The 22,197-nt window shown below is 48.6% G+C and carries 20 protein-coding genes, 3 tRNA genes and 1 pseudogene; 13 read left to right on the forward strand and 11 right to left on the reverse strand.

Annotated features, from left to right (window positions below; genetic code table 11):
* Nucleotides 1–89: 89 nt before the first annotated feature.
* A tRNA-Gly gene (locus ACM5Q9_RS05330) sits at nucleotides 90–165 on the reverse strand.
* Between the two features lie 18 nt (nucleotides 166–183).
* Nucleotides 184–257: transfer RNA gene (locus tag ACM5Q9_RS05335), tRNA-Cys, on the reverse strand.
* 449 nt (nucleotides 258–706) lie between these two features.
* Between ACM5Q9_RS05335 and ACM5Q9_RS05340 the strand changes: the two genes are divergently transcribed.
* Entirely contained in the window at nucleotides 707–1,177 is a 471-nt protein-coding gene (locus tag ACM5Q9_RS05340) for a hypothetical protein (RefSeq protein WP_418143709.1), read from the forward strand.
* A gap of 99 nt (nucleotides 1,178–1,276) precedes the next feature.
* Here ACM5Q9_RS05340 and ACM5Q9_RS05345 read toward each other — a convergent pair.
* Nucleotides 1,277–1,352 (reverse strand) — tRNA-Gly (locus tag ACM5Q9_RS05345).
* A 188-nt stretch (nucleotides 1,353–1,540) separates the two neighbouring features.
* Between ACM5Q9_RS05345 and murB the strand changes: the two genes are divergently transcribed.
* Complete coding sequence (murB, locus tag ACM5Q9_RS05350) at nucleotides 1,541–2,560, forward strand: UDP-N-acetylmuramate dehydrogenase (protein WP_418143710.1); 1,020 nt, start codon at nucleotides 1,541–1,543, stop codon at nucleotides 2,558–2,560.
* 43 nt (nucleotides 2,561–2,603) lie between these two features.
* Here murB and dapB read toward each other — a convergent pair whose 3' ends face one another.
* Together dapB and ACM5Q9_RS05360 are read right to left on the reverse strand one after the other, a co-directional pair.
* Nucleotides 2,604–3,395, reverse strand: a complete 792-nt coding sequence (gene dapB, locus ACM5Q9_RS05355; RefSeq protein WP_418143711.1) for a 4-hydroxy-tetrahydrodipicolinate reductase — start codon at nucleotides 3,393–3,395, stop codon at nucleotides 2,604–2,606.
* Between the two features lie 93 nt (nucleotides 3,396–3,488).
* A pseudogene (locus tag ACM5Q9_RS05360) lies at nucleotides 3,489–3,857 on the reverse strand (outer membrane protein assembly factor BamE); the annotation flags it as partial.
* Between the two features lie 184 nt (nucleotides 3,858–4,041).
* Between ACM5Q9_RS05360 and fur the strand changes: the two are divergent.
* On the forward strand, nucleotides 4,042–4,482 hold the full coding sequence (gene fur / locus ACM5Q9_RS05365) for a ferric iron uptake transcriptional regulator (RefSeq protein ID WP_418143916.1): 441 nt from the start codon (nucleotides 4,042–4,044) through the stop codon (nucleotides 4,480–4,482).
* 30 nt (nucleotides 4,483–4,512) lie between these two features.
* On the opposite strand, the gene recN is transcribed toward fur, so the two are convergent.
* Complete coding sequence (gene recN, locus ACM5Q9_RS05370; RefSeq protein ID WP_418143712.1) at nucleotides 4,513–6,159, reverse strand: DNA repair protein RecN; 1,647 nt, start codon at nucleotides 6,157–6,159, stop codon at nucleotides 4,513–4,515.
* Between the two features lie 20 nt (nucleotides 6,160–6,179).
* Complete coding sequence (locus ACM5Q9_RS05375) at nucleotides 6,180–7,064, reverse strand: NAD kinase (protein WP_418143713.1); 885 nt, start codon at nucleotides 7,062–7,064, stop codon at nucleotides 6,180–6,182.
* Between the two features lie 139 nt (nucleotides 7,065–7,203).
* On the opposite strand from ACM5Q9_RS05375, the gene hrcA reads away from it, so the two are divergent.
* The 5 genes from hrcA (at nucleotide 7,204) to dnaJ (ending at nucleotide 13,271) form a co-directional block, all read left to right on the forward strand.
* Nucleotides 7,204–8,217 (forward strand): heat-inducible transcriptional repressor HrcA, encoded by a 1,014-nt coding sequence (hrcA, locus tag ACM5Q9_RS05380; protein WP_418143714.1) that lies wholly within the window; start codon nucleotides 7,204–7,206, stop codon nucleotides 8,215–8,217.
* A gap of 27 nt (nucleotides 8,218–8,244) precedes the next feature.
* Nucleotides 8,245–9,279 carry a ferrochelatase gene (gene hemH, locus ACM5Q9_RS05385; RefSeq protein WP_418143715.1) on the forward strand — a complete coding sequence of 345 codons (1,035 nt, stop codon included), beginning with the start codon at nucleotides 8,245–8,247 and terminating at the stop codon, nucleotides 9,277–9,279.
* Between the two features lie 105 nt (nucleotides 9,280–9,384).
* A complete protein-coding gene (gene grpE / locus ACM5Q9_RS05390) occupies nucleotides 9,385–9,969 on the forward strand; it encodes a nucleotide exchange factor GrpE (protein WP_418143716.1) in 585 nt (194 codons plus the stop codon).
* A gap of 165 nt (nucleotides 9,970–10,134) precedes the next feature.
* Nucleotides 10,135–12,048 carry a molecular chaperone DnaK gene (gene dnaK / locus ACM5Q9_RS05395; protein ID WP_418143717.1) on the forward strand — a complete coding sequence of 638 codons (1,914 nt, stop codon included), beginning with the start codon at nucleotides 10,135–10,137 and terminating at the stop codon, nucleotides 12,046–12,048.
* Nucleotides 12,049–12,158: 110 nt separating this feature from the next.
* Nucleotides 12,159–13,271 carry a molecular chaperone DnaJ gene (gene dnaJ, locus ACM5Q9_RS05400; protein ID WP_418143718.1) on the forward strand — a complete coding sequence of 371 codons (1,113 nt, stop codon included), beginning with the start codon at nucleotides 12,159–12,161 and terminating at the stop codon, nucleotides 13,269–13,271.
* 135 nt (nucleotides 13,272–13,406) lie between these two features.
* Here the strand turns inward: dnaJ and ACM5Q9_RS05405 are convergent, their stop codons facing one another.
* From ACM5Q9_RS05405 to ACM5Q9_RS05415, 3 genes are all read right to left on the reverse strand, one after another.
* Nucleotides 13,407–16,100 carry a M16 family metallopeptidase gene (locus tag ACM5Q9_RS05405; RefSeq protein ID WP_418143719.1) on the reverse strand — a complete coding sequence of 898 codons (2,694 nt, stop codon included), beginning with the start codon at nucleotides 16,098–16,100 and terminating at the stop codon, nucleotides 13,407–13,409.
* 108 nt (nucleotides 16,101–16,208) lie between these two features.
* Nucleotides 16,209–17,381 carry a vWA domain-containing protein gene (locus ACM5Q9_RS05410; RefSeq protein ID WP_418143720.1) on the reverse strand — a complete coding sequence of 391 codons (1,173 nt, stop codon included), beginning with the start codon at nucleotides 17,379–17,381 and terminating at the stop codon, nucleotides 16,209–16,211.
* A gap of 12 nt (nucleotides 17,382–17,393) precedes the next feature.
* Nucleotides 17,394–18,269 carry an AAA family ATPase gene (locus ACM5Q9_RS05415; protein ID WP_418143721.1) on the reverse strand — a complete coding sequence of 292 codons (876 nt, stop codon included), beginning with the start codon at nucleotides 18,267–18,269 and terminating at the stop codon, nucleotides 17,394–17,396.
* 148 nt (nucleotides 18,270–18,417) lie between these two features.
* Here ACM5Q9_RS05415 and ACM5Q9_RS05420 point away from each other — a divergent pair, with 148 nt between their 5' ends.
* Nucleotides 18,418–18,768: a c-type cytochrome gene (locus ACM5Q9_RS05420; protein WP_418143722.1), complete on the forward strand. Its 351-nt coding sequence runs from the start codon at nucleotides 18,418–18,420 to the stop codon at nucleotides 18,766–18,768.
* 14 nt (nucleotides 18,769–18,782) lie between these two features.
* Nucleotides 18,783–19,145: a c-type cytochrome gene (locus ACM5Q9_RS05425; protein WP_418143723.1), complete on the forward strand. Its 363-nt coding sequence runs from the start codon at nucleotides 18,783–18,785 to the stop codon at nucleotides 19,143–19,145.
* A gap of 93 nt (nucleotides 19,146–19,238) precedes the next feature.
* Here ACM5Q9_RS05425 and ACM5Q9_RS05430 read toward each other — a convergent pair whose 3' ends face one another.
* Nucleotides 19,239–19,667 carry a DUF1841 family protein gene (locus tag ACM5Q9_RS05430; protein WP_418143724.1) on the reverse strand — a complete coding sequence of 143 codons (429 nt, stop codon included), beginning with the start codon at nucleotides 19,665–19,667 and terminating at the stop codon, nucleotides 19,239–19,241.
* A gap of 211 nt (nucleotides 19,668–19,878) precedes the next feature.
* On the opposite strand from ACM5Q9_RS05430, the gene icd reads away from it, so the two are divergent.
* The 3 genes from icd (at nucleotide 19,879) to ACM5Q9_RS05445 (ending at nucleotide 22,103) form a co-directional block, all read left to right on the forward strand.
* Nucleotides 19,879–21,135 carry an NADP-dependent isocitrate dehydrogenase gene (icd, locus tag ACM5Q9_RS05435; protein WP_418143725.1) on the forward strand — a complete coding sequence of 419 codons (1,257 nt, stop codon included), beginning with the start codon at nucleotides 19,879–19,881 and terminating at the stop codon, nucleotides 21,133–21,135.
* 111 nt (nucleotides 21,136–21,246) lie between these two features.
* Nucleotides 21,247–21,708 (forward strand): methyltransferase family protein, encoded by a 462-nt coding sequence (locus ACM5Q9_RS05440; protein WP_418143726.1) that lies wholly within the window; start codon nucleotides 21,247–21,249, stop codon nucleotides 21,706–21,708.
* Nucleotides 21,709–21,806: 98 nt separating this feature from the next.
* On the forward strand, nucleotides 21,807–22,103 hold the full coding sequence (locus tag ACM5Q9_RS05445) for a hypothetical protein (protein ID WP_418143727.1): 297 nt from the start codon (nucleotides 21,807–21,809) through the stop codon (nucleotides 22,101–22,103).
* Nucleotides 22,104–22,197 lie beyond the last annotated feature (94 nt).

A 22,197-nucleotide genomic window follows, 5' to 3' on the forward strand; every position in this document is an offset into this window, starting at 1 on the left:
GGATTTACGACTGGGATTTTGATTATATCTGCTGGCGGCAGGGGATGGTAACAAAAAGCCCAGACCGAAGTCTGGGCTTTTTTGGAATTTGGAGCGGGAAACGAGTCTCGAACTCGCGACCTCAACCTTGGCAAGGTTGCGCTCTACCAACTGAGCTATTCCCGCATATTGATAAGTCTTTACTGGAGGCGCAGAGCGGAGTCGAACCGCTCTGGACGGATTTGCAATCCGCTGCATAACCGCTTTGCTACTGCGCCATTTAGTACATGCAACTGATTGGATCGGATCTTTCAATCGCTGTTATTCAGTGCTTAAGACTTAATAAGAAAATAAGTATAGCATCATTAATTTAAAATTTTGTTTTTTTGTTATAAAAAAACAGCAAAAACATCCTTTGAAAGGTTTTTATATGTTTTTTTGTTGTAACTACGCATCATTTTGACAATTAATTGTTTTTTTTGCATGTGGTCAGTTTGATTGCGTGGGAAGTGCTTGATTGCATGGGGGGGGGCTTAAGTTGAGTTGCGGGTGAGGATCGGGTCCTTGTTGATGTAACGCATTGTTTTGTAAAATATTTTTTTCTATACTGGGGGTATAATCAACAGGCAGGATGTGACGGGAAGGGTAAGAAGTTGGTTCGTGTTGGATGAAATTAAAACTTATTTCTTTAGGTGATGTTAATTTTTCAACATTCAAGGGGACAATCATGGTTTCTAGTCATAAAGCATCAGCGGGATCAGGTAATCAGTTGCCACAGGCATTATTAAGTGCAAATCTGGAGTTGTCCCAGCGTATGGGGAAGCTGTTTCAGGAAAATAATCAGCGCTGGGGTGAGTTTGTTGCCAAGGCTTTTGGTGAGAGCAAGGGGAATATGGAAAAGCTGCTTAAATTAAACAATGGGCAGTTTCAGGGGCAAACGCTTAATGATCTTCTGGAGGGCTTGTCGCAATGCGCTAATTGCAACCGTGAATTAGCGCAGCGGGCGCTTGAAAACCAGCAGTTGTTCATGTCCGGTTTAACGGAAATATTGCAGCAGTGGCAGCAGCAGTCGACTGAAATGGCGGGTAATGCAAATGCCATACCCTGGAACAATATGTTTGCCGATATGATGAAACAGATGAATGCGGGTTTTTTGTTATTTAATCCCAATGCAAAAGAGGCAGCAAAAGAAAAATAACAATGAGCGTTTGAAATGTAAGTTTTCAGCAGAAACAAAAAAAGGACCGTAAGGTCCTTTTTTTATATTCACAGATATAAAATCTATGAATTTGAATTCTGGAGCGGGAAACGAGTCTCGAACTCGCGACCTCAACCTTGGCAAGGTTGCGCTCTACCAACTGAGCTATTCCCGCATTTTTCACTATTTTCAGAACAGTGCTGAATCAGTGAATTTTTAAATTATAAGCAATCTTTTTTCAGTTTGCAAGCATTTTTTTATTTGCCTGTTTTTTGAAATAAGCAAGAAGTGCTTAAGAAAGATGAAATAATAGCATTTATTTCTTTATAATGTCAAAAAAACGTTATTTGAATAGTTGGAAATATGGATTTTATACAACAGAAAGACCTGAGCCGTTTGAATACCCTGGGGTTGAAATCATTGGCTAGAAACTACATAAGTCTTTGTAATAAAAAGGATTTAACGGGTATTTCGGGATTGTTGAAGCCGGGGGTTCCTTACTTCATCCTGGGGGGTGGAAGTAATGTTGTATTAAGTGAACAAGTCGATCAAATTGTGGTTCATAACCAACTCAAAGGGATTTGTCTTGTGCGGGAATCTGACACTGACTGGTTGGTAGAAGCCGCTGCTGGTGAGATTTGGCATGATTTTGTGGTTTATTGCACACAGCAAGGTTGGTATGGGTTGGAAAACCTGGCCTTGATACCCGGGACGGTCGGTGCAGCGCCTGTGCAAAATATTGGTGCTTATGGCGTAGAAGTAAAAGACCGGCTCGATTCTGTGGTGGCTTATGATCCGTTGACGCAAACAGAGCGTATATTTAATAATGAACAATGCCGTTTTGCCTATCGTGACAGTATCTTCAAGCACGAAGATGGCAAAGGTTTGATTATCACGGCAGTGCGGTTTCGCCTGCCCAAGCAATGGGTGCCTGTACTTTCTTACCCTGATCTTCAGCAATATGAAGGATTGCAGTCCGGTCTTGCTGCACAGGCCGTTCTTGATGCTGTGTGCGAGATTCGCCGGCGCAAGTTACCGGATCCAAAGGTAACGGGTAATGCAGGCAGTTTTTTTAAAAACCCGATTGTTTCTGCACAGCATTATTGGCAATTAAAAGAGCAGTTTCCTGGGATTGTTGCCTATGAGCAGCCCAATAACAGTTATAAGCTGGCGGCAGGTTGGATGATTGACCAGTGTGGCTGGAAAGGGCGGCAATTGGGTAATGCCGGCGTGCATGCAAGGCAGGCTTTGGTCATTATTAATACCGGCAATGCCTGTGCGGCAGATATTATCGCTATTGCAAAGGCCATTGCCGGTGATGTCAGGCAGAAATTTGGCGTTTCATTAGAGCCGGAACCTGTTTTTGTAGGTACCGGGTTCTAAATTTTCTGATTCCGGGCAAGACACAGCCTGTTTTATTCAGGCATTAACCTTGAATCACGTCTTGCATGTTGAACAGGCCGCTCTCACGGTTTTGCAGGAACAGGGCGGCCTTCAGGCTGCCTTGGGCATAAGTGGCGCGGCTGGATGATTTGTGGGTAATTTCAATTCGCTCGCCGGTGCCGCAAAACATGACGGTATGGTCGCCAATAATGTCACCGCCACGTACCACCGAAAAGCCGATTTGGCCTTCTTTGCGTGGTCCGGTGTGGCCGTGACGGGCCCAGTCGGCAATATCATCCAGTTTTTTATCCCAGGCCTGGGCAATGACTTCACCCATTTTCAGCGCGGTCCCTGAAGGCGCATCCACCTTGTGCTTGTGATGCGCTTCGTAAACTTCAACATCGTAGCCGGTGTTGAGTAATTGTGCCGCCAGTTCAAGCAGGCGTAAAGTGGCATTCACGCCAATGCTCATGTTTGGGGCAAATACAATAGCGGTTTCTTGGGCGGCCGCTTCGATGGCTTGAATACCTGCAGCGTCAAAGCCGGTAGTGCCAATGACTACTTTGGTTTTGTATTCGCAGCAAGCCTGCAGGTGTTTCAGGGTGCCTTCGGGGCGAGTGAAATCAATTAAGCAATCGCTGTTGCTCAGTGCCGACAAGTCATCGGTAATGGTAACCCCGGTTGGTTTGCCCAGGAATGCACCCGCATCGCTGCCAAGGTGTTCGCTACCCGAATGATCAAGGGCAACGGCAAGTTCAAGTTCAGGGTGCTCGAGAACCGCTTCAATGAGCATGCGGCCCATGCGGCCGCTGGCTCCGGAAATAGCTATACGCATGTAAATAACCTTTGGTTTTGATAATTATTGATTGCTGCTGGTGCAGTATCAATTTGTTGTAGGGGTAGTCACAGTGCTGGCAGCAGCATTTTGCTCATAGGGCTGGAAATTGGGCTGTTGGTCGCCTTCCCAGCGATCTAGCACGCCATTGACGAACCAGACTGAAAAGTTTCGCGTGACCGGTTCACCATAGCCGGGTTGGTAGTGATAGGGATAGTCCCAGCGGTCAGGACGGAAAATGTCGATCAGGGTAGGTGAGCCCAAGGCGTAACGAACCTGGTCGGGAGTCATGCCTTTTTGTAATAGTGCCACGTTTTCTTCTGTAATCCAGTTGCCTTGCTGTACAGGGGCGACATAAGGAAAGCCCCATTTTCCTGATGAGCAACCGGTTAGTGCAGTAAGTGCAAGGGCAGATATAAACAGTCCTTTACGGAGACGAAGGAAAAGTGCAGTATTATTCATGACTTGGGTGAATATCCTATGATAATTTGGACATTTAAAAGTGTTATGATAATAGTTCTGGGCAATTATGGGCTTGATTGCACTGAAATATTTGGAAATTTTTTCAATAAACCCTTTCTTTGTGGCTAAATTTGACTATGATGCTGAATCAGCATGATTTAGTGTGGGTGATATGAACGATCAAATAAACGATCAGACCGAATTGAAAAACATGGGCCTTAAGGCAACTTTTCCGCGCCTTAAGATTTTGGATATATTCCGTAAATCAGAATCGCGTCATTTAAGTGCGGAAGATGTTTACCGTTTACTCATTAATGAGGATGTCGATATTGGTCTTGCCACGGTTTATCGTGTGCTTACCCAATTTGAGCAGGCGGGTATTTTAACGCGCAGCCAGTTCGACAATGGCAAGGCCGTGTTCGAACTTGACGACGGCGATCATCATGATCACCTGGTCTGTTCAGTTTGCGGCAAAGTAGATGAGTTTACCGATCCTGAAATTGAAAAACGGCAATATAAAATTGCCAAAGACTATAATTTCAATCTTGAAAGCCACTCAATGGTTTTGTATGGCACTTGCGCAGACTGCGAAGCCAAGCACTTTTCTAAAAACCATTTGAAATAATATCGTTTTCCCCTTTCGTAAAAAAAGGGGTCAAGCCTTGAGATTCAGCATTTCCCTTGCATGATCACGGGTGGTTTCGGTTATCGTGACCCCACCCAGCATGCGGGCAATTTCATTGATTCTTTCCTGTTCATCCAGTAAAACGATTTCTGAATGTGTCGTTTTGTTTTTCTGGTTTTTCTGGACCTGAAAGTGTTGTTGGGCGCAGGCAGCTACCTGTGGCAGGTGTGTAACGCACAATACCTGATGGCGCCCCCCCAGTTCACGTAGCAGTTTTCCAACGACTTCGGCCACTGCGCCGCCAATACCGGTATCTACCTCATCAAAAATAAGCGTAGGTACCCTGCCGGCCTTGTTAGCCATGACCGACAACGCCAGGGAAATACGGGCCAGCTCTCCACCGGATGCGATTTTAGCCAAAGGACGTGGCGTGGTGCCGGCATGGCCGGCAACATTGAATTCGACCTGTTCAAGGCCATGTGGGCCGGGTTCTCCTTGTTGTAACTGGATCTCGAAAACACCCCCTTGCATGGCCAGGGTTTGCATGGCCTGGGTGACTTCCTGGCTGAGTGTGGCAGCGGTTTTTTGACGTTTCCCGGACAGGATTGCCGCTGTTTCCATATAAGCGGCCTTGCTTTGCGCTATGCTTTTTTCCAGTTCTTCAAGATTGCTGATTTTATTGAAATGGGCAAGATTGGCTTCAAGTGTTTGCTGAAGATCGTGGAGCTGTTCGGGTTCCACCCTGAATTTATGGGCTGTATCAAAAATAGTACGCATGCGGTTTTCAAGCTCTGACAGGCGAAGTGGATCAAGGTCTACCTTGTCCAGATAACTGTTCAGGTCAGAGGCGGCTTCGACACAGGCAATCCGGGCTGACTCAAGGGCATCGTAAATGCCTTGCAGGGCCGGATCATTTTTCAGCAGTTGCGCAATGCGTTGGGTGGCGCTGTTCAGTTCGGACACCAGCGACTGGTTTTCACTATCCAGCGTATTGAGGGTTTGTGAAGCGCCCTCCAGCAAAGAGGAGGCGTGTGCCAGCCGGTTGTGTTCGGTGCTGATGTTTTCCCATTCATTTTTGCCAAGCTGCAGCTTGGTAATTTCTTGTAGTTGCCATTCCAGGCGTTCACGCTCAAGGTTTTGCTGGGCTGCATTCTCTTGCGACTGCTTGAAATGCTGAATTTGGCTTTGCCATTGTTTCCATTGTTGCGCAAGGGTTTTCAGCAGGCTGGCATTATCGGCATGTGCATCAAGCAACTCACGTTGGGCGCTGTTTTTAAGTAGGCTTTGGTGGGCATGCTGGCCGTGGATATCAACCAGATACTGGCCTAGGTGGCGCAGTTGGGAAAGGTTGGCAGGAACGCCATTGATAAACGCCCGACTTTTTCCTGCCCGATCCACCACCCTGCGCAGTACTAATTCGCTGTCGTCCATGTCCTGCTCTTGCAGCCAGTCATGCAGGGATTCCGGGCAGTCAAAAACCGCGCTGATATCGGTTTTATCAGCACCCTCACGGATGGAGTAGGTTTCAGCCTTGCCACCAAGCGCCAGTGCAAGGGCGTCAATCAGGATGGATTTTCCGGCACCGGTTTCGCCGGAAAAAACCGTAAAACCTTGATCAAAATGCAGGTCAATTTGATCAACAATGACAAAATCGCGAATATGTAATGAATGCAGCATGAGTGAGATTAACCTTGTCTTTATGACTCGGGCATGATGTTCCAGTGCAGTTTCTTGCGCAGGGTTGAGAAAAAGCTAAGGCCTTTGGGGTGCAGGAACTGGATCTGGTGTTGTGCTTTTTTGACGGTAATCTGGTCGCCCAGTTGAAGGTTGGACCAGGTTTGCATGTCAAAATGCACGCTGGCGCCCATTTCGGCCCGGCCAATTTCGGTCAGCGTGAGCTTTAGGGTGCCGCTGGTGGGAATGACAATAGGGCGGTTAGACAGTGTTTGCGGCGCAACCGGTACCAGCAGGAAAGCATTAACCCCTGGGTGCAAGATGGGGCCATTGGCACTTAAGGCGTATGCCGTCGAGCCGGTTGGGGTGGCAATGATCAGGCCATCGGAGCGCTGCTTGTACATGAACTGGTCATCAAGTTCGACGCTGATTTCAATCATGCCACTGCGGCCCGAACGGTTTAATACCACATCATTAAGGGCGAGCGCCGTGGTCAAGGTTTGTCCGCCACGAATCACCGAGGCTTCCAGTAGGGTGCGCGATTCAAGGGTGAAATGGCCATCCAGGACGGCCTGGATGGCTTGTAAGGCATTTTGCAGCGGGATGTCGGTAATAAAACCCAGGCGACCATGGTTGATGCCAATGAGCGGGATATTGTAGGGGGCCAGCAGGCGTGCAGCCCCAAGCATGGTGCCGTCACCACCCATTACAATAACCAGGTCGGCCTGTTTGCCAATTTCTTCGATTGTCGCGGCAGGCAGTTCGGCAACGCCTGTATTGGTGGCGGTTTCTTCTTCTATTAGTACTGTTCGCCCGGCATTTGTCAGGACAGCGGCAAGTGCCCGCAAAGGGGCATCCATGCCGGAATCCTGATATCGGCCAATAAGTGCGACGGTTGAAAAATGCATGTCAAAAACAATATACAATAAGGTAAATGTGGATATTACGACATCTTAACCGTAATTTCAGCATGTTCCTGAATACGGCGATTGAGTCGCTGGTAAAAAATATCATACATGTAAATGGGAATTTATAAGATATCGCAATATGGATGAACGCGCTAGTGCTTTACTGAAAGCTTTAATTGAACAATATATTGAAGACGGGCAGCCGGTTGGGTCACGTACGCTATCAAAGCGCTTTGAGCTTTCTCCGGCTACTATCCGCAATGTCATGGCAGACCTTGAAGAGCTTGGCCTGATTCACAGCCCACATACGTCGGCCGGTCGGGTACCAACACCCAAGGGCTATCGCATGTTTGTAGACCGTCTGCTGGCCGTGCGTCATTACCAGACCTTGTCGCCTGAAAACATCAATAGTGAGATCAAGGATGCTCTCTTGCATGTTTCGCCTGGCAAAGCCATGAATGCGGCGGCTGAACTGGTGTCCAATCTGACCCAGTTTGCCGGTGTGGTTTTAACGCCGCAGCGGTCCCAGGTGTTTCGTCATATCGAATTTATCCGCCTGTCTGAAAAACGTATTCTGCTGATTATCGTGACCCCGGATGGTGACGTGCAAAACCGCATCCTGTCCGCTGCCCGTGATTATTCCGAGCAAGAGTTGCTGGAAGCGGGCAACTTTTTCAACCAGCACTTTTCAGGCAAGTCTTTTGATGTGGTGCGCACTGAATTGGCACGTGAACTGGCCGAATTGAAAGAGGATATTTCTCAATTGATGCAGGCAGCGGTAGATGCCGGCACCGATGCATCTGAAGAGGAAACCGTGCTTATTTCGGGCGAGCGCCGCTTGCTTGATGTGACTGATATGACCGCCGACATGAATTATTTGCGAAAAATGTTCGATTTGTTCGAGCAAAAAAGCGAATTGATACAGTTGCTGGATATTTCAAGCCGCTCACAAGGCGTGCAAATCTACATTGGCGGTGATTCCCGACTGGTGCCCATGGAAAATGTCTCGGTCATTACCGCTCCTTATGGGGTCGATGGTAAAATCATCGGCACCTTGGGGGTTATTGGCCCCAGCAGGATGTCTTATGACAGAGTAATTCCTATTGTTGATATAACTGCCCGGCTTTTGTCCAATGCCTTAAGCCAGTATTAACTTAATTAACCATTACTTATGCGAAATATGCCTGAACCTGAAAAAAAGCTTGATCACAACAATATTGTCAACAAACCTTATCAGGATATGAAAGCAGGTGTAATGCTGGTCAATCTTGGTACGCCTTCTTCTTATTCTGCGGCTGACATCAGGCAATACCTGGCTGAATTCCTTTCCGACAAGCGGGTGGTAGAGTTGCCTGCGTTGTTATGGCAACCCATCTTAAGGGGGGTGATCCTGCCGTTTCGCTCCAGAAAACTGGTACATAAATACCAGCAGGTCTGGATGGAAGGCGGTTCTCCGCTCCTGGTGCATAGCCTGAACCAGGCCAAAAAGCTTAATGAAAGCTTCAAGCGGCAGAATTTGCCGGTTCCGGTAGAGGTGGCCATGCGTTATGGCAAGCCTTCATTGGCAACAGCGCTTGAAAACCTGCGCCAGCAACAGTGTGAGCGTATTTTGGTGGTGCCGATGTATCCGCAATATTCCGCCAGTACGACGGCCACCATTTTTGATAAAATTGCCTGCCTTTTCAGCCGGTTACGTGATCAGCCCGAATACCGCTTCGTTAAGCGGTTTTATGCTGAACCGGGTTATATCAATGCACTGGCCAATAAAGTAAAGGCATTTTGGCAAATCAATGGCAAGCCGCAACGCCTGTTGTTAAGTTTTCATGGTTTGCCACAGCGCTGTGTGAATAAGGGCGATCCTTATTTCAAAGATTGTGAGGCCACCTTGCATCTGCTCAAGCAGGCGCTTGCCGACGAAGGCGTCGAGATTGACTTGAGTTTTCAAAGCCGTTTTGGCAAAGAAAAGTGGCTCGAGCCCGCTACCCAGCAAACCCTGGAAGCTTATCCAGCCAAGGGTATCAAGCGGGTGGACGTGATGTGTCCGGGTTTTGTGGCAGACTGCCTTGAAACCCTGGAAGAAATCCAGCTTGAGTGTGCCAATGAATTCATGGCCGCCGGTGGCGAGCAGTTCCGCTACATTCCTTGCCTGAATAGTGATGAGGAATGGGTGCAAGGACTAGAGGATATCGTAAAACGCCATTTGCAAGGATGGTGACCGGAGCTGTCAAGCTCAACTTGCTGAATATATCCCCCCTTGAAATCCCGAAATTTGCCTCAATCTAAGGCTCATTCAATATAAACCTCATGTTTGGAGAACCGAATGTCACAAGAGAATAATCCTCAAGATTCAAAAAATCCGGAACAGCCGCAAAATCCAGAAGTTGAGCAGCAAACCGATGCAAACCAAGAGGATACCTTGGAAGAAACCGTACTGATGGAAGAAAATCTGGCCGAAAAATATTCGGAACTTGAAGCCAAGGTTAGCCAGTACCACGATGAGCTGTTGCGTGCCCGTGCCGAAATGGAAAATATTCGCCGTCGCGCCCAGGATGATGTGGTCAAGGCGCGTAAATTCAGCACCGAAAGCTTTGCTGAAAGCCTGGTTCCGGTCAAAGACAGTCTGGAAGCAGCCCTGGCCATCGAGAACCAGACATTGGAAGCCCTGAAAGAAGGGGTGGAAAGTACCTTGCGCCAGTTAAATCAGGCTTTTGAACGCAACCATCTTAAAGAAGTGGCGCCTGCCGTTGGTGACAAATTTGATCCTAATCTGCATCAGGCCATTTCTTCGGTGCCATCCGAAGAGGTTGAAGCCAACTGTGTTTTACAGTCACTGCAAAAAGGTTACACGATTGCCGATCGCGTGTTGCGTCCGGCCCTGGTCATGGTTTCGGCCGGAAAGCAATAAACTGTTTGTGGCACAAATAAAAATGGCGGACATTAAAAAAATAATTTCGACATCTTGAAAATGGTTTTTTTATCCCCACATTGTAAGTATCCAACGATCCTGTTTTAAATAATTAAAACAGGATTTTTACAAAATTTCAGATTATCTATTATTAAGGTAAGCATAATGGGCAAAATTATTGGTATCGACTTGGGTACAACCAACAGTTGTGTAGCCGTTCTTGACGGCGATAAAGTCAGGGTTATTGAAAACGCCGAAGGCGCACGTACAACACCTTCCATCATCGCCTACATGGAAGATGGCGAGACATTGGTCGGTGCACCGGCAAAACGTCAGGCAGTTACCAACCCTAAAAACACCCTGTTTGCGGTCAAACGTTTAATCGGTCGCAAATTTGACGAAAGCGCAGTGCAAAAAGACATCGACCTGATGCCTTACAGCATTATCAAAGCCGATAACGGTGATGCATGGGTGGAAGCGCAAGGTAAAAAAATGGCGCCTCCCCAAATCTCCGCAGAAGTATTGCGTAAAATGAAAAAAACGGCCGAAGACTACCTGGGTGAAGAAGTCACCGAGGCGGTTATTACCGTGCCTGCCTATTTCAATGACAGCCAGCGTCAGGCCACCAAAGATGCCGGACGCATCGCTGGCCTTGAAGTCAAGCGCATTATCAACGAACCTACCGCTGCCGCACTGGCTTTCGGTATGGACAAGGCTGAAAAAGGCGATCGTAAAATCGCGGTTTATGACCTGGGCGGTGGTACTTTCGACGTTTCCATCATTGAAATCGCTGACATGGATGGCGAAAAGCAGTTTGAAGTACTGTCCACCAACGGTGATACATTCCTAGGTGGTGAAGACTTTGACCAGCGCATCATCGATTACATTATTGAAGAGTTTAAAAAAGAGCAGGGCGTTGATCTGTCCAAAGACGTGCTTGCGTTGCAGCGCCTGAAAGAAGCTGCCGAGAAAGCCAAGATCGAACTGTCTTCAACCGCACAAACCGAAATCAACCTGCCTTACATTACGGCAGATGCTTCCGGTCCGAAACACCTGAACCTGAAAATCACCCGTGCCAAACTTGAAGCACTGGTTGAAGAGCTGATCAACCGCACGATTGAACCATGCCGTGTGGCCATCAAGGATGCCGGTGTCAAGGTTAGCGACATTGATGACGTGATTCTGGTTGGTGGTATGAGCCGTATGCCAAAAGTACAGGAAAAGGTCAAAGAGTTTTTTGGTAAAGAACCACGTAAAGACGTCAACCCCGATGAAGCGGTTGCTGCCGGTGCAGCTATCCAGGGTTCCGTACTGTCAGGCGATCGTACCGACGTGTTGCTGCTGGACGTGACGCCATTGTCTCTGGGTATCGAGACCATGGGCGGTGTCATGACCAAAATGATTCAGAAAAACACCACGATTCCTACCCGTTTTTCTCAGGTTTTCTCTACTGCCGACGATAACCAGCCTGCAGTAACCATTAAGGTGTTCCAGGGAGAGCGTGAAATCGCAGCCGGTAACAAGGCGTTGGGTGAATTTAATCTGGAAGGTATTCCACCAGCACCACGTGGTGTTCCACAAATTGAAGTCACATTTGATATTGACGCCAACGGTATTCTGCACGTTTCTGCCAAAGATAAAGGCACTGGTAAAGAAAACAAAATTACCATTAAAGCCAACTCTGGTTTGTCTGAGGAAGAAATCGAACGCATGGTTAAAGATGCGGAAGCCAACGCTGAAGAGGATCATCGCATTGCCGAGCTTGCACAATCACGCAACCAGGCTGATGCCCTGATTCACTCTACACGCAAGTCATTGACTGAATACGGTGACAAGCTGGAAGCGGCTGAAAAAGAAGCTATCGAAGCAGCGATCAAAGATCTTGAAGCAACACTGCAAGATGGTGACAAGGCAGCGATCGATGCCAAGACAGAGGCCCTGATGACTGCTTCCCAGAAACTGGGTGAGAAAATGTACGCAGACATGCAGGCCCAGGCCGGCCAGGCTCCTGAAGGTGCCCAGCCAGCTGATGAAAATGTCGTTGATGCCGACTTTAAAGAAGTCAAGCGTGACGCATAAGTGATCGCATTATCGTGAGCACTCATACCCGGTTTCTGTCTTCAATGGCTTAACCGGGTATTGTTTTTAAATATATGGAATTTGTTAAAGAGTTATAAGGCGTATAAATAATGGCAAAGCGTGATTATTATGAATCTCTTGGTGTCGCCAAAAACGCCACGGATGAGGAAATCAAGAAAGCTTACCGCAAGCTGGCAATGAAGTACCATCCTGACCGCAATCCGGATAGCAAAGAGGCCGAAGATAAGTTCAAAGAGATCAAGGAAGCGTATGAAATGCTTTCAGATCCCGAGAAACGCGAGGCTTATGATCGTTATGGCCACGCCGGTGTCGATCCCAATGCGGGAATGGGGGCAGGTGCCGGTAATTTTGGTGATGTTTTCGGTGATATTTTCGGTGATATCTTTGGTGGTGGCCGCCGGGGCGGTGGTCCGCAAGTATACCGTGGCGCCGATTTGCGTTACAGCCTTGAAATTACCCTTGAGCAGGCCGCCAATGGCTTTGATACGGAAATCCGTGTTCCCAGCTGGGAGCATTGTGATGTTTGCCATGGCAGCGGTGCCAAGGCAGGAACCAAGCCTACCACCTGTCATACTTGTGGCGGTAGTGGTTCAGTTCGCATGCAGCAGGGTTTTTTCAGTGTTCAGCAAACTTGTCCAACCTGCCATGGTTCGGGTCAGGAAATCAAGGATCCCTGCCCGGCCTGTGATGGCGTAGGTCGTAAACGCAAGAACAAAACCCTTCAGGTCAAGATTCCTGCCGGTATTGATGAAGGCATGCGTATTCGTTCGGCCGGCAATGGCGAACCCGGTGTGAATGGGGGACCTTCCGGTGATTTGTATGTGGAAATCCACCTCAAGGAACACAGCATTTTCGAGCGTGATGGCGATGACCTGCATTGCCAGGTGCCGTTGCCTTTCGTGACGGCTACTTTGGGTGGAAACCTTGAAGTGCCTACCTTGGGCGGAAAAGGTGAGATCACCATCCCAGAGGGTACGCAAACCGGCAAGACTTTCCGCTTGCGCGGCAAAGGAATCAAGGGGGTTCGTTCCAGCTATCCCGGCGATTTGTATTGTCACGTGATTGTTGAAACACCGGTACGCCTGAACGAAGAACAGAAAGACCTGTTGCGCAAGTTCGAGGCAGCGCTTGATGATGGTGGCGACCGTCATTCGCCCCAAAACAAGTCCTGGACTGACCGGGTCAAGAAGTTTTTCAGTTAAGAAATTTTCAGTTAAGAAAAATGGCTTATTTCCCTGCCTGATGTAGGCAGGGATTTTTTTGCGCCTATGTGTTGAAAGACATGATTATCTTGCTCCCAAGCTCCTGCGTGGGAGTATCAGACTGGCCGGAATGGATCAGTTTTTCTTGCCTTCAAAATCACCCGCAAACGCTTCAGACATGTTTTCAGGTTTCAGGTATTTCTTCATGGCTTGATGGACTTCAGCCACAGTGAGGTTTTGAATGGCGTTTTCAAACTTTCTGTTCCATTCGAAACTGCGGTCCAGGGCCAGGTATTTCAGCCAGGTGGACGACAGGACGCTATCTTGTGAGCGGGCCAATGAACGCAGGTTCAGGACCGAGCGTATGCCATCATTCAGTTCCTCTTCGGTAAAACCTTCCTTCAGGGTGGTCTGAATGGTTTCATCAATCAGTGATTTGATATGTTCCTTTTCAGTGGGTGAGTAAATGGCCTGTAAGGACCATGTGCCCGAGGGCTCGAAGGAGGAAATGTTCAGTGCGCTGCGGATACTGTAAGAAAGGCCCGCCTGGGTACGGATACGTGTCCACAGACGTGAGGTTTCAGTGGCGCCCAACAGGTAGTTGGCCATGAACAGGGCCGGATAATCCGGGTCGTCATTCTGCATTTCGACCGGCAGTCTGGCCATATACACGGCATTGGCCTTGTCGGGGGTCTCAATCGTGAATGTAGCCGGTTTTACGCTATGGTAAGGCGTTTCTATGCGTTCGTAAGCAGGAGCCTGCTTCCAGCTGTTAAGGCTATCTTCCAGAATATGTTTGATTTGCTTGGGATCAAAATCACCCACGACGGCAATATCTATATCGCCTGCACCGAAGAAATGGGTTTTGAATTCACGCAGGGCTTTGGGGTTGACTGCCTGAATGCTTTTGATTAATTCTTCATAAGTAGGTACATAACGGATATCGCCCTTGGGCCAGATATTGCTGTGGCGGCTAAGGGTATTATTAGCCAGTGCACCGGGTTCGGTCATGGCGTTTCTTACAGACGTGACAACCCGCTCTTTGTATTCATCCACCTCTTTCAGGGGATAGTTGGCCTGCTGGATCAGTTCCAGGCTGAATTGCAGCAAATCAGGGAAATACTTTTTCTGTGTTGAAACCGACACCATCAGACGGTTGCCACTGATGCCGTAATGAATGCTGCCCTGAAGCGCGTCGATGCGGTCCTGGATCTGCTGACGCGACATGGTGGCAGTGCCACTAGTAATCAATGAGGCAGCTGCCGCTGACAGGCTGGCCATATCGTTTAAGGCTTCAGCGTTGGCAAACTGGATTTTATAATCGGCCTGGACGCGATTGCCACGGGTTGGCTTGACCAGCATCGCCGTGCTAATCGTGCCGTTAGGCAGCTTGATGACTTCACGTTGGGTCAGCTTGTCGATGTTTTCTGGAGAAGAGTCGAAGGATTCCGTTTGCGTAAAGGTGGGATCTCCTTTGTAGTCTTTCAGCAATTGGGCAATATCGGGCACGGTTTCAAACGGGGCACGTTGCGGATTGTCGGTAGGCTTGTAAAGTCCGCTAGTGCGGTTACTGGACACCAAATAAGTTTGTATGGCTCGCTGTACATCTGCCAGGGTTATGTTCTTGACCCGGTCGCGTTCAAGGAAGAAAAGTCGCCAGTCACCCGAAGCAATCGCTTCGGAAAGGCCAATCGCCATTTGTTCGGTGCTGGCAAACAGTTCATCCCATTGCGTCAGCCAATTGTTTTTTGCCCGGTCCAGCTGCTCTTGGGTAATGGGGTTTGCAGCGCTTTGCTCCAGCACCTCATGCAGGGTTTGCTGCGCTTTGGCAATATCCATGGTGTCATTAAGCTGGGCACCGAAAAAGATCAGTCCTGGGTGGTAGTGGGCCATGGCAAAGCCGAATACACCGGTTGCCAGGTTGTTTTCAACCAGTTTTTTGTAGAGTTGGCCCGAGGGGCTGTCAGCCAGGATATTGGCCGCCATGTCCAGCAGGATATAGTCTTCACTGGAAGCTGCCGGTATATGGTAAGTAGCGGCGATGAAGGGCATGCCACCGCTGCGTTCAAGAGTGACCTGACGCTTGCCGTCCTGCTGGGGTTCCACTGTAGGGGCTTCGTTCAGGGCGCGTTCGGGCCGGGGAATGGAACCGAACAGTTCATTGATCAGCTTAAGCGTTTGGGCGGGCGCAAACTGGCCGGCCACCACCAGGACGGCATTGTCAGGCTGGTAGTAGCGGTCATAAAAGTCGCGCAGCTCATCGGCTTGCATGCCATCAAGGTCACTGCGTGCGCCAATTGTGCTGTTGCGGTAATTGTGCCACTGGTAGGCGGTTGAACGCATTTTTTCGGTCAGGGTCCTGAAGGGGTTGTTTTCGCCTCGTTCAAGTTCGTTCAGGACAATGCTGCGTTCGGCATTCAGGTCCGCTTCCTGGATAGATGCATTGCGCATGGCATCAGCTTGCCAAGTCAAATACCATTTCAGGGTTTCGGGGTTACTGGCGAAACTGGCGTAGTAGTTGGTACGGTCAGCTGAAGTTGAACCATTTGCCTGCAAGCCTCTTTTTGAAAATTCAGCCAGTGCATTGGGTGTGTTTGGTGTGCCCCTGAACATCAAATGTTCAAGCAGGTGGGCCATGCCCGTACGTCCGTATTGTTCGTGCCGTGATCCTACCAGGTAGGTCATGTTGACGGTGGTGGTGGGTTTGGATTGATCGGGAGCCAGCAGGACTCGCAAACCGTTGCCCAGTACGTATTCGGTAATGCCTTCGATACTATGGGTTTGTACCGGTTGGGTGGGGGTGCCTGTGGCGGCAATGGGTGATGACATAAAAAGAAAAAAAGACAGTAATAAAAAAGTGATGCGAAGCGAAAGTGGCTGACGATGTATCATGGCAATTTAGGTGATGAGGCATGACGCCGTGTTAATAAGGGATGGTTATTTGGACAAGAGCCGCATACCTTCTTCAATGCCTGCTACCGTGACACCGTACATGTGGTTTTGCACTATGTTCCGAATAAGCTCAATGGATTGCCGGTAAGGCCAATAACTGGTGGGTTCGGGATTGAGCCAGATCGTCTTGGGCCAGTGTTCTATAAGACGCTGCAGCCAGGCCGCACCGGTTTCCTTATTGTAATGCTCAACCGAGCCGCCCGGGTGCATGATTTCGTAGGGGCTCATGGTGGCATCGCCAACCAGGATCAGGCGCCAGTCTGCATTGTATTTTCTGAGCAACTCCCAGGTATCAATGTAATTGCGGCGTCCGTTGCTGTTATAGCGCCAGACACGCTCGTAGACGCAGTTATGGAAGTAATAAACCTCCAGGTGATGGAATTCGCTGCTGGCAGCGGAAAACAGTTCCTCAACCCGGCTGATATGGTCATCCATGCTGCCACCTACATCTAGCAACATCAGGACCTTGACGTTATTGTGACGCTCGGGAACCATCTTGACATCCAGATAGCCGGCATTGCGTGCCGTGCTGCGAATGGTGTCCTCAAGATCAAGCTCTTCGGCCGCCCCTTCACGGGCAAAGCGGCGCAGGCGCCTGAGGGCAACCTTGAAGTTGCGGGTACCCAGTTCCTGCTGGTCATCATATTCCTTGAACAGGCGCTCATCCCAGACTTTGACGGCCGTTCGGTGGCCGGCGGATTTTCCGCCTACGCGAATGCCTTCCGGATGATAGCCACTATTGCCAAAGGCCGACGTGCCGCCGGTGCCTATCCATTTGTTTCCACCGGCATGGCGCTCTTGCTGCTCTTCAAGGCGTTGCTTGAACAGTTCCATGAGTTTTTCCCAGCCATGTTTTTCAATGGCCGCTTTTTCCTCTGGGGTGAGTGAATTTTGCAATTCGTTCATCAGCCATTCAAGCGGGATCTCCTTGCTGTCGGCCAGCTGGGCCTCGACGCCTTTGGCAAAGAGGGAAAAAGCCTGGTCAAAGCGGTCAAACAGTGTTTCATCCTTGACCAGTGTCATGCGTGACAGCAGGTAAAAATCATGCAAAGTGGGTGCCATGACCTGTTCACGCAAGACTTCAAGCAGGGTCAGGTATTCTTTAACGGATACCGGTAGCTTGTGATTGCGAAGGTGGTAGAAGAAATTGATAAACATGGGCAGCCTGACTTATGAGCGACGCATATTTTGCGCCATGGCGGAAAGTCGTTCCAGCAGGTTCAGGTCCTGTTCGTTTTTCAGCAGGGCACCTGCCATCACGGGTATTGCAGTGGCCGCATGGGCATCAATTTTGCCTGCGCTGATGTCTTCGGAAATCAGGAGCGACAGCCAGTCAAGGAATTCGGATGTGGACGGTTTCTTTTTCAGGCCGGGCGCTTCACGCAGGGTGAAAAAGTGATCAAGGGCAGCCCGCAGGACTTCGGCCTTGATATCGGGGAAATGCACATGGACAATATCCCGCAGGGTAGCACGGTCGGGAAACTGGATGTAGTGGAAAAAGCAGCGGCGCAGGAAGGCGTCAGGCAGTTCTTTTTCGTTGTTGGAGGTAATAATGACCAGGGGGCGGTGTTTGGCCACGATGGTTTGTTGGGTTTCATAGACATGAAATTCCATCTGGTCCAGTTCGCGCAACAAGTCGTTGGGGAATTCGATATCGGCCTTGTCGATTTCATCAATCAGAACAACGCAGGGTTTCTCTGATTCAAAAGCCTGCCACAATACACCTTTGTTAATGTAATTGCGGATATCCTTGACCCGTTCATCACCCAGCTGGGAGTCACGCAGGCGCGACACCGCATCATACTCGTACAGCCCTTGATGGGCTTTGGTGGTGGACTTGATATGCCACTGTAGCAAATCGCGTCCCAATGCCCTGGCGACTTCTTCGGCCAGCATGGTTTTGCCGGTGCCGGGTTCTCCTTTGATTAACAGCGGACGCTGTAAAGTCAAGGCCGCATTAACCGCCAGTTTGAGGTCTTCGGTTGCTATGTAACGGTCTGTTCCTGAAAATTTTGTTGAGCCATTAGGGTTTATAGGTATATTCATTTCCATCCTGCAACATAAAAATAGTGGTTCAATATATCAAGTCTTAATACTAAACCGAATTGATAGTACGAATCATAAAATCAATCAATTACAGCTCTATCCGTTGTTTTTAATTAAAATTTTTAACAATCACCAAGAAGAGCAATATATGACGAAGCAATCGTTAAAGCGTACCATAAATAAGTTCGCCATCATGGCAAGCTGTGCAGTGGTATTGCCTGTATTTGCACAGCAGCCCGCCCCTGCCGGAGACATAGAGGCGGGCAAAGGCAAAGTATTCATGTGTATGGGTTGTCATGGTATAGAAGGGTACAGGGCCAGTTTCCCCGAAGTGTACCGGGTGCCCAAAATTGCCGGCCAGAATGCGGAATACATTGTTGCTGCCCTGAAAGAATACCAGTCGGGGTCCCGCACCTTTCCCTCAATGATTGCCATTGCCCACAGCCTGTCAGAGCAGGATATGCTTGATCTGGCAGCTTATTACGCCCAACTCAAATAGTCGGAGACATTGTCATGAAACAGGTAAATGTAATGTTGTCAGGCATTGTGCTGGCCATGTCAGGGGTCGTGAATGCGGCCGATCTGCAGGCCGGGAAACTGGCTTTCGAGACAAAAGGCTGTGTGGCCTGTCATGGTGCCGATGCTGTCACTACGCTGGCATCCATGTATCCTATTCTGGCCGGGCAGCATGATGATTATTTGAAACATGCCTTGATGGCCTATGTCAGGGGGGCGCGTAATGCACCGCCGTCCGCAAATGTCAGGAAAAATCCCATCATGACGGTTCAGGTCCAGAACTTGACCCCAGAGGACATAGACAATATTTCAGCTTGGCTGGCAACCTTGCCAAGCGTATTAAGTCAACGGCGTCAGTAGGAAAAACGGTTTTAGAAGCGGTTTTTCCTTTTTTTTTGGCCGCTGCGTTTAATGAATAGGCCGGTCTGCCAGCAACGGAGGGCTGGAATTGGCTTAATGGCGTTTTACGCGTTGGCGCAGCAATTCAAGATAGTAATCGTTGTCAAGGGGTTTGCCCAAGCGTTGGGCCTCCCACAGAATAGTGCCAAGGCACTCCATGATTTCGTGGGCCGCATCGTGCGGGTTGCTGCCAGCGGCCAGTGTCTGGAATACATCCTTGATACCCGGAGGGCTGTTAATGGAAATCTGTTCTTCAATGGCCAAATGCATCGACAGGTGCAAAAACGGGTTCACCTGACCTTCATTTACTGAAAAGTCCCTGGTTTTTGCGTCGGGGTTTTCAAGTACGTGGTGATATTCGGGATGTTGCTGAATCCAGTTCAGGGCAATCGACTCCAGTGGAGTAAGAATCTGTTTGTTCTGGTGTTTACGCCAGGTATCAATAAAAAAATCTCTGACCTGGTCACGGGAAGGGTTGAACATAGCTATATTGAAGGTAAAAAAGTAGAAATCAATAGGCTATTTTGCCTCAGAATTGTGGTCATCAGGAAATATTTCTGAAAAATCGGCAATGTTTTAAGGCGGTTTAAATTTTTTCAGTTAAACTATGTGAGTCTTATATAAGACTTGCAGCTTACTCCTATCAGGCTGCATGTTTTAGGTTAATTGTCTTAATGTGGGTTACGGAGCCAACATGTCTTATCAACATATCAAAGTCCCGGCAGCGGGCGAAAAAATCACGGTAAACGCCGACTTCTCTCTGAATGTACCAGATCAGCCAATCATTCCTTACATCGAAGGTGACGGTACTGGTGCAGACATCACTCCAGTCATGTTGAAAGTGGTTGATGCTGCCGTTGCCAAAGCGTACGACGGCAAACGTAAAATTCACTGGATGGAAGTTTATGCTGGTGAAAAATCAACCAAAGTATATGGTCCCGACGTATGGTTGCCAGAAGAAACCATGGAAGCCGTCAAGGATTACGTTGTTTCCATCAAAGGTCCCCTGACAACTCCCGTTGGTGGTGGTATTCGTTCACTGAACGTGGCACTGCGCCAGCAACTGGACTTGTATGTCTGCTTGCGCCCCGTACGTTACTTCAAAGGTGTTCCTTCACCTGTGCGTGAACCTGAAAAAACAGACATGGTCATTTTCCGTGAAAACTCGGAAGATATCTATGCCGGTATCGAGTTCCCCGCTGAATCCGACCAGGCTCAAAAACTGATCGCTTTCCTGCAAAATGAACTGGGCGTAACCAAAATCCGCTTCCCTAACACTTCCGGTATCGGCATCAAGCCCGTATCACGTGAAGGTACACAGCGTCTGGTTCGCAAAGCCATTCAATACGCAATCGATAACGACAAGCCAAGCGTCACCATTGTTCATAAAGGCAACATCATGAAATACACCGAAGGTGGTTTCCGTGACTGGGCCTATGAGCTGGCACAAAAAGAATTCGGTGCCGAGTTGATCGACGGTGGTCCATGGTGCAAATTCAAGAATCCAAAAACAGGTAAAGACATCATTGTTAAGGATTCTATCGCTGACGCATTCCTGCAACAAATCCTGTTGCGTCCTGCCGAGTACTCTGTCATTGCTACACTGAACCTGAACGGTGACTACGTTTCTGACGCATTGGCCGCACAAGTTGGTGGTATTGGTATCGCTCCTGGTGCCAACCTGTCTGACTCTGTTGCCATGTTCGAAGCAACTCACGGTACAGCACCTAAATATGCAGGTAAAGATTATGTGAACCCAGGTTCAGAAATCCTTTCTGCAGAAATGATGCTGCGTCACATGGGCTGGACAGAAGCGGCAGACCTGATCATTTCCTCTATGGAAAAATCAATCCTGTCCAAGAAAGTAACCTATGACTTTGCCCGTCTGTTAGAAGGCGCAACACAGGTTAGCTGCTCTGGCTTTGGTCAGGTAATGATCGAAAACATGTAAGCCGTTTTATTGCTTCAGGCAATAATCCGTTTGCAAAACCCGCACTGCTTCTGGTAGTGCGGGTTTTTTGTTACCATTTTACTGGGCAGGCATGTTTTTATGGATATTGTTATGAATAAGCTTGAAACCAGAATTCCTCCACCACTCATTGCGATTGTCATCGGGCTTCTAATGTGGCAATTGAGTCCGGCGGCTATCAGGACAGAAGAGGGGGCACTGATACGCCAGAGTATTGCTGCCATCGTGGCATTTATTGGCCTGGCATGCGATTTTCTGGGGGCCGTTTCATTCCGGAAAGCAAAAACCACGGTGAACCCCATGAGCCCTGAAAAATCATCGGCCCTGGTTTGTACGGGTATTTATAAATATTCACGCAACCCGATGTACCTGGGTATGGCTTTGTTGTTGCTGGCGTTGGCCATTTACCTGGCGTCTGCCTGGGCTTTGTTGGGTGTGATGGCATACGTACTGTATATCACCCGTTTCCAGATTATTCCCGAGGAAAGGGTCATGGAAAAACTGTTTGGGCAGGAATATCTGGCGTATAAGGAGAAAGTGCGGCGTTGGTTGTGAGGGTGGGGTGATTTCACGTTCTTGTTTTCATTTTTGAGTGTTATGATTGGTGTAATAGTGTGTATAAAGTGTAATGACAATTTTTAAGGGGAAACATAATGCCACCCAAGCATAATTTTGAATGGCGTTCGCAGCGAGAATATCACCACTTGTTTGTAAACCGTGCTGATAATGATCTTGCCGGACCTGCATGGCGGATAGAAGTTGTGGGGTTGCCTGGAGGTGGCGTACCTGGTAAGCAAGTGGATCAATCAGATCTGTCTAAACTGATAGACCCTTCCACCGGCGGGTTTTGGGAAATGATGTGTTTTGATGACTGGTTGTTTGATTTGGAGAAGATTGAGATTTTGTATCCAAGTCGGATGGTTAGGATTTATATTGCTGAAAAACCCTGATTTTTTTAGGTGAAAAATTTTTCTTTATATTAAAAGTAAAAGCCGCACATGTGCGGCTTTTCATTTTGTGCATATATTTGCTTGTTAGCGTCCA

This window comes from Advenella sp. RU8 (assembly GCF_048381675.1).
GTDB lineage: Bacteria > Pseudomonadota > Gammaproteobacteria > Burkholderiales > Burkholderiaceae_B > Advenella.